At 74.1% G+C, this 15,289-nt stretch carries 10 protein-coding genes; 7 read left to right on the top strand and 3 right to left on the bottom strand.

The annotated features are described in order from the left end of the window. Positions 1–1,365, top strand: a 1,365-nt coding sequence (locus B7L92_RS23050) for an NAD(P)/FAD-dependent oxidoreductase (protein ID WP_438364016.1), incomplete at its 5' end; no start/stop codon positions are given. Between the two features lie 86 nt (positions 1,366–1,451). After that, positions 1,452–3,263, top strand: coding sequence for a chitinase (locus tag B7L92_RS23045; protein ID WP_081239353.1), 1,812 nt, complete (start codon positions 1,452–1,454; stop codon positions 3,261–3,263). On the opposite strand, the gene B7L92_RS23040 is transcribed toward B7L92_RS23045, so the two are convergent. Then, complete coding sequence (locus tag B7L92_RS23040; RefSeq protein ID WP_081239352.1) at positions 3,202–3,840, bottom strand: phosphatase PAP2 family protein; 639 nt, start codon at positions 3,838–3,840, stop codon at positions 3,202–3,204. The two genes, B7L92_RS23045 and B7L92_RS23040, sit on opposite strands and share 62 nt — an antisense overlap. A 44-nt stretch (positions 3,841–3,884) precedes the next feature. On the opposite strand from B7L92_RS23040, the gene B7L92_RS23035 reads away from it, so the two are divergent. Then, entirely contained in the window at positions 3,885–4,199 is a 315-nt protein-coding gene (locus B7L92_RS23035; RefSeq protein WP_081239351.1) for a hypothetical protein, read from the top strand. Positions 4,200–4,591: 392 nt separating this feature from the next. Here the strand turns inward: B7L92_RS23035 and gabT are convergent, their stop codons facing one another. Then, positions 4,592–5,926: a 4-aminobutyrate--2-oxoglutarate transaminase gene (gene gabT / locus B7L92_RS23030; RefSeq protein ID WP_081239350.1), complete on the bottom strand. Its 1,335-nt coding sequence runs from the start codon at positions 5,924–5,926 to the stop codon at positions 4,592–4,594. A gap of 263 nt (positions 5,927–6,189) precedes the next feature. Here gabT and B7L92_RS23025 point away from each other — a divergent pair, with 263 nt between their 5' ends. The 3 genes from B7L92_RS23025 (at position 6,190) to B7L92_RS23015 (ending at position 11,893) form a co-directional block, all read left to right on the top strand. Next, a complete protein-coding gene (locus tag B7L92_RS23025) occupies positions 6,190–8,328 on the top strand; it encodes an ATP-binding protein (RefSeq protein WP_081239349.1) in 2,139 nt (712 codons plus the stop codon). A gap of 348 nt (positions 8,329–8,676) precedes the next feature. Then, positions 8,677–10,290 (top strand): PucR family transcriptional regulator, encoded by a 1,614-nt coding sequence (locus B7L92_RS23020; protein WP_081239348.1) that lies wholly within the window; start codon positions 8,677–8,679, stop codon positions 10,288–10,290. A gap of 157 nt (positions 10,291–10,447) precedes the next feature. Further along, the gene (locus B7L92_RS23015; RefSeq protein WP_081239347.1) at positions 10,448–11,893 is read left to right on the top strand and encodes an aldehyde dehydrogenase family protein; all 1,446 of its coding nucleotides are present in this window, start codon (positions 10,448–10,450) and stop codon (positions 11,891–11,893) included. Between the two features lie 97 nt (positions 11,894–11,990). On the opposite strand, the gene B7L92_RS23010 is transcribed toward B7L92_RS23015, so the two are convergent. Further along, the gene (locus tag B7L92_RS23010) at positions 11,991–14,846 is read right to left on the bottom strand and encodes a glycoside hydrolase family 3 C-terminal domain-containing protein (RefSeq protein ID WP_081239346.1); all 2,856 of its coding nucleotides are present in this window, start codon (positions 14,844–14,846) and stop codon (positions 11,991–11,993) included. A gap of 357 nt (positions 14,847–15,203) precedes the next feature. Here B7L92_RS23010 and B7L92_RS43700 point away from each other — a divergent pair. Beyond that, on the top strand, positions 15,204–15,289 hold an 86-nt coding region (locus B7L92_RS43700), incomplete at its 3' end, for a twin-arginine translocation signal domain-containing protein (RefSeq protein WP_143626367.1).

Raw genomic sequence — 15,289 nt, 5'->3', positions numbered from 1 at the left:
GTGTCCTACTGGCTGGACGACCCCGGCAGGCCCGACCCCGAGCCCGCCCTCACCGGCGCCGAGACCTGCGACCTGCTGGTCGTCGGCGGCGGCTACAGCGGACTGTGGACCGCGCTGATCGCGAAGGAACGCGACCCAGGGCGGGACGTGGTGCTGGTGGAGGGCCGCGAGGTGGGCTGGGCCGCCTCGGGCCGCAACGGCGGGTTCTGCGCCGCCTCCCTCACCCACGGCCTGCCCAACGGACTCACCCGCTGGCCGGGGGAGATCCACCGGCTCCAGGAGCTGGGCGCCCGCAACCTCGACGCCATCGAGGAGACGGTCGCCCGCCACTCCATCGACTGCGACTTCGAACGCACCGGCGAGATCGACGTCGCCACCGAGCCCCACCAGGTCCGGGAACTGCGCGACTGGCACCGGGAGATCGAGCGCGCGGGCCTCGCCGACGGCATCGAGTTCCTGGACGCCGACGCGGTACGGGAGCAGGTGGACTCCCCGACCTTCCGGGCGGGCCTGTGGGACCGGCGGGGCGTGGCGATGCTCCACCCGGCCAAGCTCGCCTGGGGCCTGAAGCGGGCCTGCCTCGACCTCGGCGTGCGCGTCCACGAGCACACCCCCGCCCTCACCCTGAAGCGGTACGGCGCCGGCATGGCCGTCCGCACCCCCTACGGGCACATCCGCGCCCGCCGGGTGGCCCTCGGCACCAACGTCTTCCCCAGCCTGGTCAGACGGGTCCGCCCCTACACCGTCCCGGTCTACGACTACGCCCTGATGACCGAGCCGCTCACCGACGGGCAGCTGGCGTCGATCGGCTGGAGGAACCGCCAGGGCCTCGGCGACAGCGCCAACCAGTTCCACTACTTCCGGCTCTCCGCCGACCACCGCATCCTGTGGGGCGGCTACGACGCGATCTACCCGTACGGCGGCCGGGTGCGCGCCGAGCACGACGACCGGCCGGAGACCTACGCCAGGCTCGCCGGGCACTTCTTCACCTGCTTCCCGCAACTGGAGGGCGTCCGGTTCACCCACGCCTGGGGCGGCGCGATCGACACCTGCTCCCGCTTCTCGGCGTTCTTCGGCACGGCGCACGCGGGGAAGGTGGCGTACGCGGCGGGCTACACGGGGCTCGGCGTGGGCGCCACCCGCTTCGGTGCCGAGGTCATGCTGGACCTGCTGGCGGGGGAGCGGACCGAGCGCACGGAACTGGAGATGGTGCGCACCAAGCCGTTGCCGTTCCCGCCGGAGCCGTTCGCCTGGACCGGCATCGCCCTCACCAAGTGGTCGCTGGCCAGGGCGGACGCCCGGGGCGGGCGGCGCAATCTGTGGCTGCGGACGATGGACAAGCTGGGTCTCGGCTTCGACAGTTGAGCTGCGCGGGGGCTTGACAACCAAATTGGTCTGGACCAAATTGAGCGCGCTCCACCCTCCCGTTCCCCCCATGCCCGGAGGCCCTTGTGGACCGCTCCAGACCTCTCGCGCGCCGGCCCCTCGTCGCATTGCTCACCGCCACCGCCCTCGCCGCGACCGGGACGACCGCGCTCGCGTCGGCCGCCCGCGCGGCCGACGCGGACCTCGTCAGGAACGGCGGCTTCGAAGCCGGCCTCGACGGCTGGAGCTGCACGGCCGGTACGGCCGTGAACTCCCCTGTCCACAGCGGAAGTTCTGCGCTCAGGGCGACACCGGCCGGTGCGGACAACGCCCGTTGCTCGCAGACCGTCACCGTGAAACCGGACTCCTCGTACACGCTCTCCGGCCACGTCCGCGGCAGCTACGTCCATCTGGGCGCGAGCGGCACCGGCACCACCGACGTCGCCACCTGGGCCCAGTCCGCCCCCGACTGGCAGCGGCTCACCACCACCTTCCGCACCGGCCCCTCCACCACCCGCGTCACCGTCTACACCCACGGCTGGTACGGCACCGGCGCCTACCACGCCGACGACGTATCCCTCATCGGACCCGGCGGTGAGACGGGCCGGCCGCCCGCTCCGCCCACCGGCCTCAAGACCGGCACCGTCACCTCGACGAGCGTGGCCCTGTCCTGGTCACCGGTCGCGGGCGCCACCGGCTACGCGGTCTACCGCGACGGCACCAAGGTCCGGACCGTGAACGGCACTTCGGCCACCGTCTCCGGACTGTCACCCTCGACGGCGTACGCCTTCCAGGTCGCGGCGGTGAACGACGCGGGGGAGTCCGCCCGTTCGGCCACCGTCACCGCGACGACCACGGCCCCCGACTCCGGCGGCGACTCCGGTCTCCCGCCCCACGCACTGGTCGGTTACCTCCACGCCGGCTTCGCCAACGGCTCCGGCTACACGCGTCTCGCCGACGTCCCCGACAGCTGGGACGTCATCGACCTGGCCTTCGGCGAGCCGACCACCGCCACCTCCGGCGACATCCGCTTCGACCGCTGTCCGGCCTCGGAGTGCCCGGGCGTGGAGAGCGACGCCGAGTTCAAGGCGGCCATCAAGACCAAGCAGGCGGCCGGGAAGAAGGTGCTGATCTCCATCGGCGGTCAGAACGGCCAGGTGCAGCTCATCACCACCGCCGCCCGCGACATGTTCGTCACCTCCGTCTCGAAGATCATCGACGAGTACGGACTCGACGGGCTGGACATCGACTTCGAGGGCCACTCGCTCTCCCTGAACGCCGACGACACGGACTTCAGGAACCCGAAGACCCCGGTCATCGTCAACCTGATCTCCGCGCTGAAGACCCTCAAGGCCAAGTACGGCGACGGCTTCGTGCTGACCATGGCCCCGGAGACCTTCTTCGTCCAGCTCGGCTACCAGTACTACGGCACCGGCAAGTGGGGCGGCCAGGACCCGAGGGCGGGCGCGTACCTCCCGGTCATCCACGCCATGCGGGACGACCTGACCCTGCTGCACGTCCAGGACTACAACTCCGGCCCGATCATGGGCCTGGACAACCAGTACCACTCGATGGGCGGCGCGGACTTCCACATCGCGATGACGGACATGCTGCTCACCGGCTTCCCGGTCGCGGGAGACGCGAACAACGTCTTCCCGCCGCTGCGCGCCGACCAGGTCGCCATCGGCATGCCGGCCACGCCCGACGCCGGCAACGGGCACGTGTCCCCGGCCGAGGTCACCAAGGCCCTCGACTGCCTGACGAAGCGGACGAACTGCGGCTCCTACGCGACCCACGGCACCTGGCCCGGGCTGCGCGGGCTGATGACCTGGTCGATCAACTGGGACCGGTTCGGAGGCTGGGAGTTCCAGCGGACCTTCGACGGCTACTTCGGCTGACCAGCAGCCACAGGCAGGTCAGCAGCACCGCGCCGAGGCACCAACTGGCCGCCACGTCCAGCGGCCAGTGGTAGCCCCGGCGCACCAGCCCGAAGGAGGCGCCCAGCACCAGGGCGCCGCAGAGGACGACCAGTCCACGACGTACGGCCGGCGACCGCAGCAGCGGAAGGAGCAGCAGCGTCGCCGCGCCGTACGCCACGACGGCGGTGGCGGTGTGGCCGGAGGGGTAGTAGCCGACCGCCGGGGGCACGGCCGGGGTGCCGGGACGGTCGGTCCACTCCTTCAGGGGCGCGACCAGCACCGGCACCAGCACCATCGCCGCGGCCCCGGCGAGTGGCGGCAGCCACCAGCGTTCACGGCCTCCCGTGCGTCCGTGCCACGCGACATACGCCAGCGCGACCGCCAGGACCGGCACGGCCACCTGGACGTTGCCGAGGTCGGCGAGCAGTTCGGAGGCCCGGTCCGGACGGACGAGGGCCCCGCTCAGCCGCTCGTCGACATCCACCAGGGGGCCGTCGGCGACGACCTGCCAGGTGATCAGCGCGAAGAGGAGCAGGGGCGGTCCGAGCAGCAGCATGCCGTCCAGCTTCGCAGGTCGGCGATCCCGTAACCTCACCGCCCGTGGAGCGCAGACGAACGGCACGGGACAGCGCGGGACAAGAGCTCTTCGCCCGGCTCGACGAGCTGTACGAGGCGGGCGAGTACGAGAAGGCCGAGACCCGTCGGTGCACGCCGTACCGGGCCCGGAAGGACAGCGGACGCCTCGACCTGGTCACGGCCGAGGCCCTGCACGGTCCGGGGCGCCGCGGCGAGGCAGAGGCCGCCGCGCGGCGCGCGCTCACCGACTGCGAGCACCGCCTGCATCCCGCCCAGCCCCGTATCCGGGAGGTCCGTGTCCTGCCGGCCCGCGTCACCGGGGAGGAGCCCCGCCCGTGAACGCCGGAGGGCCGGCGCAAGGGGGGGTGCGCGCCGGCCCTTCGGGGAACGGCGTGCCGACATGCCTGGGCGGCCGTCCGGACCGGAACGTCGCGCGCCCCGGGGGGTTTGGGGCGGGCGACCGTCCGATCGTGAGGAGACCCGGAGCCCTCAGGGCCCCGGTTGTGTGCGCGAGGGCACGACCAGGTCGAAGCTGGGGAGGCCTCGGCCCGTGCCGCTCACAGTCTCCTGTGAGCGGGTGTATCTCTCATCCCGGTAGAACCTACGGCAGGGGGCGGACCCGCGACAGGGGCAACGGGCTCCCGTCATCCACCCCGCACACGTTCTTCACAGGCTCTGCGGTTCCGCCCCGGCCCGCCGGACCGGGGCGGCTCACCTGCTCCGATATCGGCTCAGATGCGGGCGAACGCCTGCTCGATGAGGTCCAGGCCCTCGTTCAGCAGGTCCTCGCCGATGACCAGCGGCGGCAGGAAGCGCAGCACGTTGCCGTAGGTGCCACAGGTCAGGACCAGCAGACCCTCCTGGTGGCAGGCCTTGGCCAGCGCCGCGGCCGCCTCCGGGGCGGGCTCCTTGGTGGCGCGGTCCTTGACCAGCTCGATGGCGATCATCGCGCCCCGGCCGCGGACGTCGCCGATGAGGTCGAACTTCTCCTGCATCGCGGTGAGGCGGCCCTTCATGACCTCCTCGATCCGCTTCGCCCGGGCGTTGAGGTCGAGCTCCTTCATCGTCTCGATCGCGCCGAGCGCACCCGCGCAGGCCACCGGGTTGCCGCCGTAGGTGCCGCCCAGGCCGCCCGAGTGCGCGGCGTCCATGATCTCCGCGCGGCCGGTCACCGCGGCCAGCGGCAGACCGCCCGCGATGCCCTTGGCGGTGGTGATCAGGTCCGGGACGATGCCCTCGTCCTCGCAGGCGAACCACTGGCCGGTGCGGCAGAAGCCGGACTGGATCTCGTCGGCGACGAAGACGATGCCGTTGTCCCGGGCGAACTGGCTGATCGCGGGCAGGAAGCCCTTGGCCGGCTCGATGAAGCCGCCCTCACCGAGCACCGGCTCGATGATGATCGCGGCCACGTTGTCCGCACCGACCTGCTTGGAGATCTGGTCGATGGCCTGCGCGGCGGCCTCCGGACCGGCGTTCTCCGGACCGGTCGGCCAGCGGTAGCCGTAGGCCACCGGCACCCGGTAGACCTCGGGCGCGAACGGGCCGAAGCCGTGCTTGTACGGCATGTTCTTCGAGGTCAGCGCCATGGTGAGGTTGGTGCGGCCGTGGTAGCCGTGGTCGAACACGACGACCGCCTGCCGCTTGGTGTAGGCGCGCGCGATCTTGACGGCGTTCTCGACGGCCTCGGCGCCGCTGTTGAACAGCGCCGACTTCTTGGCGTGGTCGCCCGGCGTCAGCTCGGCGAGCGCCTCGGCGACGGCCACGTACCCCTCGTACGGCGTGACCATGAAGCAGGTGTGCGTGAAGTCGGCGAGCTGGGCGGAGGCACGGCGGACGACGGCCTCGGCGGAGGCGCCGACGGAGGTCACGGCGATGCCCGAGCCGAAGTCGATCAGCCGGTTGCCGTCGACGTCCTCGATGATCCCGCCGCTCGCGCGCGCGGTGAACACGGGCAGCACGGAGCCCACGCCCTGCGCGACCGCGGCGGTGCGGCGGGCCTGCAGCTCCTGCGACTTCGGGCCGGGGATGGCGGTGACGACGCGGCGCTCCTGCGGAAGTGCGGTCATGCGGGGCTCCTGGAGGTGTAACGGACGCTTTTCCGGTCTTTTCTCGCAGGCTAGGACGGTGGGAGGGGGCTGGGCATGCTCCATGTGGGCGTTGTCCGGGGGGCCGGGTTGTCCGCGGTGGACATAGCGGCGGTGCGGCTTCGACACGGGGGCGGGAATTCCGCCGTGGCCGGACCCGGCCGCGTAAACGGTGAACTCGCCCTGCCGGGGCGTTAGATTGACTCGCTGACGGTGACGGAGCGGCTGGTCAGGGGGCAAGGGCGATGGACAGCGACGGGACCCGGGACACGCGGGGCACGCATGCGAATCCCGTGCCGCGCCCGGCGGGACCTCCGGACGCACCCGCGGTGCCTCCGCGGCCGAGCCGGGCACCGGGCATGCCACCGCCGCCGGACGGGTCGGCGTTCCTGACCTGGCTGCGCACCCCGCGCCCCCAGGCGCTGCCCGGCGTGTGGCGGTTCGGGCACCGGCCGCGGCCGGAGCAGGAGCCGGAGCGGATCCCGGCCCGGCAGCTGCTGAGCGGGGCGCTGATCGCGTTCCTCGTCGGGTGGCTCATCTGGTCGCTGCTGTGGAACGGCTACCTCGGCGGCTGGTGGCTGCTGCCGCTCTACGCGATGGTCCCCGACTCCTGGGCCGAGCCCCACAGCTTCGGCGCCGTGGTCGTCGTCTACGCCTATTACGCGCTGATCGCGGGGGTCATCATGGTCGGCGTCGGCCGGCTCGGCCGCTGGGGCGAGATCTGGCGCCGCTGGGGCCCGCCCGCCTGGCGCCGCGCCCCTCAGCGGGAGCAGCGTCCGCCCGCCCCCGAGGCCGACCCCGCCACCTGGCCCGCGCTGCGGGCCGCCGGGGCCGTCGACGCCGCCGAGCGGCTCGCCGCCGACGCGCGCGCCGGGCTCATGCGGGACGTCGACCACGCCCGCATCGCCCGCGCCTGGCAGGGCGTGCGCAACGGCCGCCACAGCCTCGCCGCCTTCACCGGCGCCGTGCTCCGGGACGGCGCCGCCGCCTGCGCCCACCCCTCCGGCGCGCGCGACCTTTCCGCCCGGCAGGCCCGGCACGACCTGCTCACCGGGCAGGTGCGGCTCGGCACCACCGCCGACGATCCCCGCAACCCCTACGCCTACCGCGGCACCGGCCTGGCCCTCGGCCCGGAACTGCTCGGCACCTCCCTGCTCGCCGTCGGCCCGGCCGGCTCCGGCAAGACCGGCGGCGTGGTCCGGCCGCTCGCGGAGTCGCTGTGCCTGCACGCGCTCGCCGGGAAGGCCGCCGTGATCGTCGTCGGCGCGGCGGGTGCGGGACTCGGCCCGGCCGACGCCTACGACGTCGTCGTGCGGATCGGCCATCCCGACTCCGTCCACGACCTCGACCTGTACGGCGGCACCACCGACCCCGACGAGGCCGCGGCCGTGCTCGCCGAGGCGCTGGTGGGGGACCTGGCGGATCCGCACCCGGGCAGTGACAGCCGCCGCTCGACCACCGTCCTCGCCCAGCTCCTCGGCCCCTTCCGCGCGGTCCACGGCCGCTTCCCCTCCGTCCCCGAGCTGCGGCAGCTGCTCGACGGGGCACCGGGGCCGCTGGCCGCGCTGCGCCAGGGCCTGACGGAGGCGGGGCAGGAGTCGCTGCTGCGCGAACTCGACGCCCGGGAGCGGCAGATGGCCCACCCCGGCGACATCGGCGGGATCCTCGCCGACCGGGTGGCGCTGCTGGACCGGCCGGCCTTCGCCACCTTCTTCAGGAGCACGGCCTTCGACACCCCCGGACAGCCCCGGCCGTTCTCGCCCAAGGCGCTCGACCACCCGGTGCGGGTGCGCGTCGACCTGCCCGAGCGCGGGCACGCGGACGCCTCGCGGCTGCTGGCGCGGCTGGTGCTCGCGCAGTTCACGGCGAGCGTGACGGCGCGTGAGGACCGGTCCCTGTTCGCCTGCCTGATCCTGGACGACGCCACCGGCGTGATCACCCCCGAGGCGGTCCGCGGCATCCAGCGGCTGCGGTCGGCCAACGCGGGCGCGGTGCTGACGCTGCGCACCCTGGACGACGTGCCGAGGCCGCTGCGCGGGCCGCTGCTCGGGGCCACCGGCTGCCGGATGGCGCTGGCCGGGCTCACCCCGTGGGACGGGCAGGACTTCGCCGAGGTGTGGGGCAAGGAGTGGACCGAGGCCCGGGACGTCACCGACCGGCAGATCATCGCCGAGAGCCCGGCGGGCAAGGCCGTGCACGCGCTGCGGCGGGCGATCACCGGCAAGGCGCCGACCGCGCGGGCGGTCACCGTGCGGCAGGTGGAGCGGGAGCGGTGGTCCGCCTCCGAGCTGGCGCACGCGGTGCCGGCGGGGCACGCGGTGCTGTCGCTGACGAACGTCAGGGGCGAGCACGCGCCGCCGCTGCTGGTGGACCTGCGGGGCTAGGGCCCGCCGCGCACCGCCGCACCCGCCGACGGAGGCCCGCGGGGCGCGTCCGGTGTGGAGTGCGGCGGGAGGTCGCGTCCGAGGTGCCGCGGCGGGCGGTGCCCTCCACGTGCCGCATCTCCTCCTCGGTCGGGTCGGGCCTCGAACGCGCGGGCCGGGCGGTGATCCCGACGTTCTCGACGCCCGGGTCGTCGGCCGTGTCCGCGCCTCCGGCGTCGCCTACGCGCGGCGGTGCGGCGACCGTACGATGAGGCAGAATTGACACAGGTCGTTCATACGCAGCGGCCAAAAGATCACCATGATCACCGAACCTCCGCATGCCCCGATGTCCACCGACCTGAAGGCCCCATGCCCCTGACGCTCGCCTCGCTCGTCCACCACTCCGCGCTCAAGCTGACCGTGCGCGCGGGCGAGGACCGCCTCGACGCGCCGGTCCGCTGGGCGCACGCCAGCGAGCTCGCCGACCCCGTGCCCTACATGGAGGGCGGGGAACTGCTGCTGATCACCGCGCTCAAGCTGGACGCGGAGGATCCGGCGGCGATGCGCCGCTATGTGAAGCGGCTGGTGGCGGCGGGGGTCGTCGGGCTCGGGTTCGCCGTCGGCGTCCACTACGAGGACATCCCCGACGCCCTCGTCGACGCGGCCCGCGAGGAGGGGCTGCCGCTGCTGGAGGTGCCGCGCCGCACCCCCTTCCTCGCGATCAGCAAGGCCGTGTCCGCCGCCATCGCCGCCGACCAGTACCGCGCGGTGACCGCGGGCTTCGCCGCCCAGCGGGAGCTGACCAAGCAGGCGCTGACCGACGGGCCGGAGGGGCTGCTGGCCGCGCTCGCCTCCCAGGTCGACGGCTGGGCCGCGCTCTACGACGCCTCGGGCGCGGTCGTCGCGACCGCACCGGAGTGGGCGGGCCGGCGCGCCGCGCGGCTCACCGCGGAGGTGCAGCGGCTGCGGGAGCGGCCCGCGCCCGCCTCCTCCGTCGTGGCCGGGCCGGAGAACGAGGACCGGGTCGAGCTGCACTCCCTGGGCACCGGCCGGCGCCCCCGGTCCGCGCTCGCCGTGGGCACGGCCGCGGCCCTGGGCACCGCCGAGCGGTACGCCGTGCACTCCGCCGTCGCCCTGCTCACCCTGACCACGGAACGCTCCCGCTCCCTGCACGCCGCCGAGCAGCGCATCGGCGCCGCCGTCCTGCGCATGCTGCTCGCCGGGGAGCCGGACCACGCCCGCGCGGTGGCCGGGGACCTGTACGGCGGCCTCCTGGACGCGCCGTTCCGGATCATCGTCGCCGAGACCGGGACGACCCCCGCCGCCCGGGACCGGGGAGAGGTGAGCGGGGACGCCCTCGGCGCCCTGGCCGAGGTCGCGGAGTCCGCCGCCGCCCGCTCCGGCGAGGCGGTCCTGGTGGTGCCGGAGGGCGAGCGGCTGGTGGTGCTGGCCGCCGACGGGGGCGCCGCCGCGGCGGCCTGCTGCGAGCACGCCGCCGCCCGGGAGGCGGTCCGCACCGGCGGGGGCGCCCACGCGCCCCGGGCGGGCACCGACGAGGAGGAACTGGTCGTGGGGCTGTCCGCGCCGGCCGGCCCGATCGCCGCGTCCGCCGCCTACAAGCAGGCCGAGCAGGCCCTGTCGGTGGCGCGGCGGCGCGGGCGGGTGCTGGTGGAGCACGAGCAGATGGCCGCCGGGTCCGTGCTGCCGCTGCTCGCCGACGACGCGGTCCGGGCGTTCGCGGACGGGCTGCTGCGGGCGCTGCACGAACACGACGCGACCGGACGCGGCGACCTGGTCGCCTCCCTGCGCGCCTGGCTCTCCCGGCACGGGCAGTGGGACGCGGCGGCGGCCGACCTCGGCGTGCACCGGCACACCCTGCGCTACCGCATGCGCCGGGTCGAGGAGATCCTCGGCCGCTCGCTGGACGACCCGGACGTCCGCATGGAGCTGTGGCTGGCGCTGAAGGCGACGTCCGCGGAGTGACCCGGCCGCCCCGCCAAAGCGGCGTGCCGGCCCGCCCGACTGCTACGACTCGGACAAACGACCGCCCGTCGTCCCGCCCCTACCGTGAATTTCAGCAATCCATGTACTCACCCCCCAAGCGGAAGGGCCGGGACTCGACATGCCCCAAGAACAGAATGTGGGGGCCACCCACGCCTTCTGGATCGCCGGCCGCCAGGCCACCGGCGAGACCGGCTTCGACGTCACCTCCCCGTGGGACGGCCGGGTCGTCGGCACGGTGAGCGTCCCCTCGGACGCCCAGGTCGAGGAGGCCGTGGCCGCCGCGTACGCCGTGCGGGACGAGTTCGCCGCCACCCCCGCCCACGTCCGCGCCGCCGCCCTGGACCACGTCGTCCGCAGGCTCGTGGAGCGCACCGAGGAGATCGCCCGGCTGATCTCCGCCGAGAACGGCAAGCCGATCAAGTGGGCGCGCGGCGAGGTCGGCCGGGCCGTCTCCGTGTTCCGCTTCGCGGCCGAGGAGGCCCGCCGGTTCAACGGCGGCGAGGCCCAGCGGCTCGACACCGACGCCGGCGGCCAGGGCCGGCTCGCCCTCACCCGCCGCTTCCCCAAGGGCGTCGTGCTGGGCATCGCACCGTTCAACTTCCCGCTGAACCTGTGCGCCCACAAGGTCGCCCCGGCCATCGCCGCCGGTGCGCCGATCGTCCTCAAGCCGGCCCCGGCGACCCCGCTGTCCGCGCTGGTCCTCGGCGAACTGCTCGCCGAGACCGAGCTGCCCGCCGGTTCCTGGAGCATCCTGCCGGTCCCGAACGACCGCATGCCCGCCCTGGTCCAGGACGAGCGGCTGCCGGTGATCTCCTTCACCGGGTCCGAGCAGGTCGGCTACGCGATCACGGACTTGGTGCCGCGCAAGCACTGCACCCTGGAGCTCGGCGGCAACGGCGCGGCCGTCGTCCTCGCCGACTGGGCGAGCGACGAGGACCTGGACCGGGCCGCGAACCGCATCGCGACCTTCTCCAACTACCAGGGCGGCCAGTCCTGCATCTCGGTGCAGCGCGTGATCGCCGACGCCGCCGTGTACGACCGGCTGCTGCCGCGCATCGTCGCCGCCGTCGAGGCCCAGGTCACCGGCGACCCGAACGACGAGGCCACCGACGTCGGCCCGCTGGTCAGCGAGGACGCCGCGCGGCGCGTCGAGGCCTGGGTGCAGGAGGCCGTCGAGGCCGGCGCCACCCTCCTCACCGGCGGCAAGCGCGACGGCGCCTCCTACGCGCCGACCGTGCTCACCGACGTGCCGGCCGACGTGACGATCGCCTGCGAGGAGGTCTTCGGCCCGGTCCTGACCGTGCAGAAGGTGGACGGCGAGGCCGCGGCCTTCGACGCCGTCAACGACTCCAAGTACGGCCTCCAGGCGGGTGTGTTCACCCACGACCTGCAGACCGCCTTCCGGGCCCACCGCGCCCTGGAGGTGGGCGGTGTGGTCGTCGGCGACGTGCCCTCCTACCGCGCCGACCAGATGCCGTACGGCGGTGCCAAGCAGTCCGGCGTGGGCCGTGAGGGCGTGCGGTTCGCGATGGAGGACTACACCTACGAGCGGGTGCTGGTCCTGACCGGCCTCGCCCTCTAGCGGCGGCCGGGAGCCGTCTCCCGCGGACCCCCGAAGGGGCCCGGCACCGAAGGCATCGGTGCCGGGCCCCTTCTTCGTGCCGGCCGCGTCCGGACCCTCAACCGGAGAAGCCGGCCCGCGCGAGCCGCAGCGGGCCGCGCAGCCCGAGGCGCACGTCGTGCACGCCGTCCACGGCGGCGGTGACGGGCGCGGTGAGCGTGACGTAGGCGTACCGGCCCGGGGTGGGCGCCCCCGTCGACAGCGCGGCGAGCACCGGACCGCCGTCGAGGGACAGCTCGACCGTGCCCTCGCCGGACACCTCCACCGACACCTCCGCCACGCCGCCGCCGAAGTCGCAGCGGCGGAAGAGCAGTTCCCCGTCCTTGCCGTCCACGGGGGTCACCGCGTCGCCGGAGGCCCTGCTCCGGTCGACGATCTCCGTGCCGCTCTGCTCGTCGAAGTCGGCCGCGTCCAGGCCGCGTTCGAGAACGGGGCGCGGGGCGGCGGGCTCGCCGTCGAGCACGACGGCCGCACGGAGCCGGACGTCCTCGGCGGAGGCGCCGGCCAGCAGCTCGTACGGGCCCGGCTCGACGCGCCACCGGCCCACGGCGACGTCCCAGAACGCGAAGGCGGACAGCGGGACATCGAAGGACAGCTCGGCCGTCTCCCCGGGCGCGAGCGTCACCCGCCGGTGGGCCACCAGCTCACGCCGCGGACGCGGGACCGACGGCTGCACGGCCCGTGCGTAGAGCTGGGCCACCTCGTCGGCGGTGACGGACCCGGTGTTGGTGACCGCGAAGGAGATATGCACCGCCGCCGCGTCGGCACGGGCCGCCAACGCGTCGTAGGAGAAGGACGCGTACGACAGGCCGTGCCCGAAGGGGAACAGCGGCGTGCCCTCGAAGTAGAGGTAGGTCTGGCGGCCGCCGATCACGTCGTAGTCGAGGAGGTCCGGCAGGTCGGCGTCGTCGGCGTACCAGGTCTGCGGCAGCCGGCCGGCGGGGGAGACGTCACCGGCGAGCACCCGGGCCAGGGCGGTGCCCGCGGCCTGCCCGCCGTGCGCCGTCCACAGCACCGCCGGCAGGTCCGCCGGGTCGACCGCGTACGGGTAGGCGGAGACCAGCGCCAGCACCGTGCCCGGGTTCGCGGCGCGGGCGGCGCGCAGCAGCAGCTCCTGCTGGGCGGGCAGCCGCAGCGTCGTGCGGTCCTCGGTCTCGCGCCCGTTGATGTGCGGGTCGTTGCCCGCGACCACGACGACCGCGTCGGCGCGGGCCGCGGCCCGCGCCACCGCGTCCTCGCCGCGTTCGGTGACGACCAGCTCGAAGACCTCGGGGTCCTCCTCGGCAACCTTCACGCCGTCGGCGGCGACCCGCACGTGACGTCCTGTCCCCACGTGCCTGAGGAGGTGACCGTCCCCGTGCGGTTCCAGACGGAACGTCTCCTGGACGACCCAGCCGCCCGGCTGGTCGGCGGAGGCGCGGACGTACCCGTCCTCGGCGACGGAGAGGTAGCGGCCGTCGGGGGCGCGCAGCGTGAGCACGCCCTCGCCCCAGTCGGCCAGGGCGAGTTCGGTGCCGTCCGGGCCGGCGGTGAGCGGGGGCAGATCGGTGCGGCCGGCGAGCAGCGCGGGGTCGAGGGCGCCCTCGGCGCCGCGCGCCGTTCCGGGGGCCTCGGGGGCGGGCGGGACGTGCAGGAACGCACCGGCGGCCGTCTTCAGCAGGACGTGGTCCACGCCCTCGGCGAACTCCACGTGCTCGGCGCCGAACCGCTCGTAGATCCCCTCCAGCGGAGTGGAGCGGTGGATGAGGGTGCCGCTGTACCAGTCGAGCTTGCACTCGTCGGCGAGCAGACCGACGACCGCGATCCGGGTGCCGGGGGCGAGCGGCAGCAGGCCGTCGTTCTTGAGCAGGACGACCGCCTGCTCGGCGGCCTCCTGCGCGAGCGCCCGGTGCTCCGGGGGGTCGAAGGCGTGCGCGTCGGCGAGCGGGCCGGCGGGGCCGTCGGCGCCCCGGTCGAACTCGCCGAGCCGGAAACGCACCGAGAGCTGGCGGCGGACGGCCGTGTCGACGTCGGTCTCCGTCAACAGGCCCTGCTCCAGAGCCCCCTCGACGCGCGCGACGATCCTCGAACTGTCCGTGCCGTGGTCGGTGAAGCTGTCGACACCGGCGCGCAGGGCCGCCGCGGTGGCCTCCTCGTGCGTGTCGAAGTAGTGCTCGGAGTCGACCAGGTTGGACGGCGCGCCCGCGTCCGAGCAGACCAGCAGGTCCTGGTCGGTCCAGGCGCGCAACTGCTCGCGCAAGTAAGGCGAGACGTGGTTGGGGCGGCCGTTGACCAGGTTGTACGCCGGCATCACCCCGGCCACCGCGCCCGCCTCGACGGTGCCGCGGAAGGCGCGCAGGTCGTACTCGTGCAGCACGCGCGGGCGGACCGAACTGGAGGAGGTGTCGCGGTCGGTCTCGTTGTTGTGCGCGAGCCAGTGCTTGAGGACGGGGGCCGTGCGCCAGTACACCGGGTGGTCGCCGCGCAGGCCGCGGGTGTAGGCGGTGGCGATCGCGGAGGTGAGCTCCGGGTCCTCCGCGTACCCCTCCTCGTTGCGGCCCCACAGGGGGTGGCGCAGCAGATTGACCGTCGGCGCCCAGACGTTGAGGCCGACCCGCCCGTCCCGGGCGCGCATCGCGCGGGCCTCCTTCGACACCGCCCCGCCCACCCGGCGCACCAGCTCCGGGTTCCAGGTCGCGCCCAGCCCGACCGCCTGCGGGAACACCGTCGCCGGGCCCATCCAGGCGACGCCGTGCAGGGCCTCCTGGCCGGTGCGGAAGGCGGCGATGCCCAGGCGCTCGACGGCGGGGGCGAACTGGTGCAGGAAACCGATCTTCTCGTCGAGGGTGAGCCGCGACAGAAGGTCGTCGATGCGCTTCGCGAACGGCAGGTGCGGATCGCGGAAAGGCGGCGTGGTCGGCGTGGGTGCGGTCACGTGGGGTTCCCCTCGGAATGGAGCGACGAGGCGCTTTCGAAGCGCTTCGATGCTCATTCGGAGCGGGGGTGGGTGTCAAGGGACCGGAGTGCGGCAGATCCGGTGACTCCGGTCCGGTCCCTGCAGCACACGGCGCTGCCGCACTCGTGCGGACCTCCGAGGAATCTTGGGAGCGACCCTTGTGCGCCCTGGGGTGTTCACTTAACCTCGCAGCAACATCGAAGCGCTTCGACTGAGAGGCCCGCCGTTCGGCGCATCCTCCGCCGAACGGCCGCTTCGGCTCAGCCAGTTCCACTGAAGACACCGCAGCCGACGGCCACCGCCGGGTGTCCCGGTGCGCCATGAAGGGTTGACGCAATGACGCCGAACGCCGCCCCCCGCTCCTCCGGGCCCAGCCGGAGAAGCTTCCTCGCCTCCACGGCGGTCGCCACCGCAGCGGTGGC

The sequence above is a fragment of the Streptomyces viridosporus genome (assembly GCF_002078235.1).
Taxonomy (GTDB): Bacteria; Actinomycetota; Actinomycetes; order Streptomycetales; family Streptomycetaceae; genus Streptomyces; species Streptomyces viridosporus.
The sequence above is the reverse complement of the archived record's forward strand: the minus strand, read 5'-3'. Positions and strand labels throughout refer to the sequence as shown.

Bases quoted from the DNA above. Each gene is read 5' to 3' on its own strand.
- B7L92_RS23040 (WP_081239352.1), bottom strand. From the start codon at position 3,840: ATGCTGCTGCTCGGACCGCCCCTGCTCCTCTTCGCGCTGATCACCTGG.
- gabT (WP_081239350.1), bottom strand. From the start codon at position 5,926: ATGACCGCACTTCCGCAGGAGCGCCGCGTCGTCACCGCCATCCCCGGC.
- B7L92_RS23025 (WP_081239349.1), top strand. From the start codon at position 6,190: ATGGACAGCGACGGGACCCGGGACACGCGGGGCACGCATGCGAATCCC.
- B7L92_RS23020 (WP_081239348.1), top strand. From the start codon at position 8,677: ATGCCCCTGACGCTCGCCTCGCTCGTCCACCACTCCGCGCTCAAGCTG.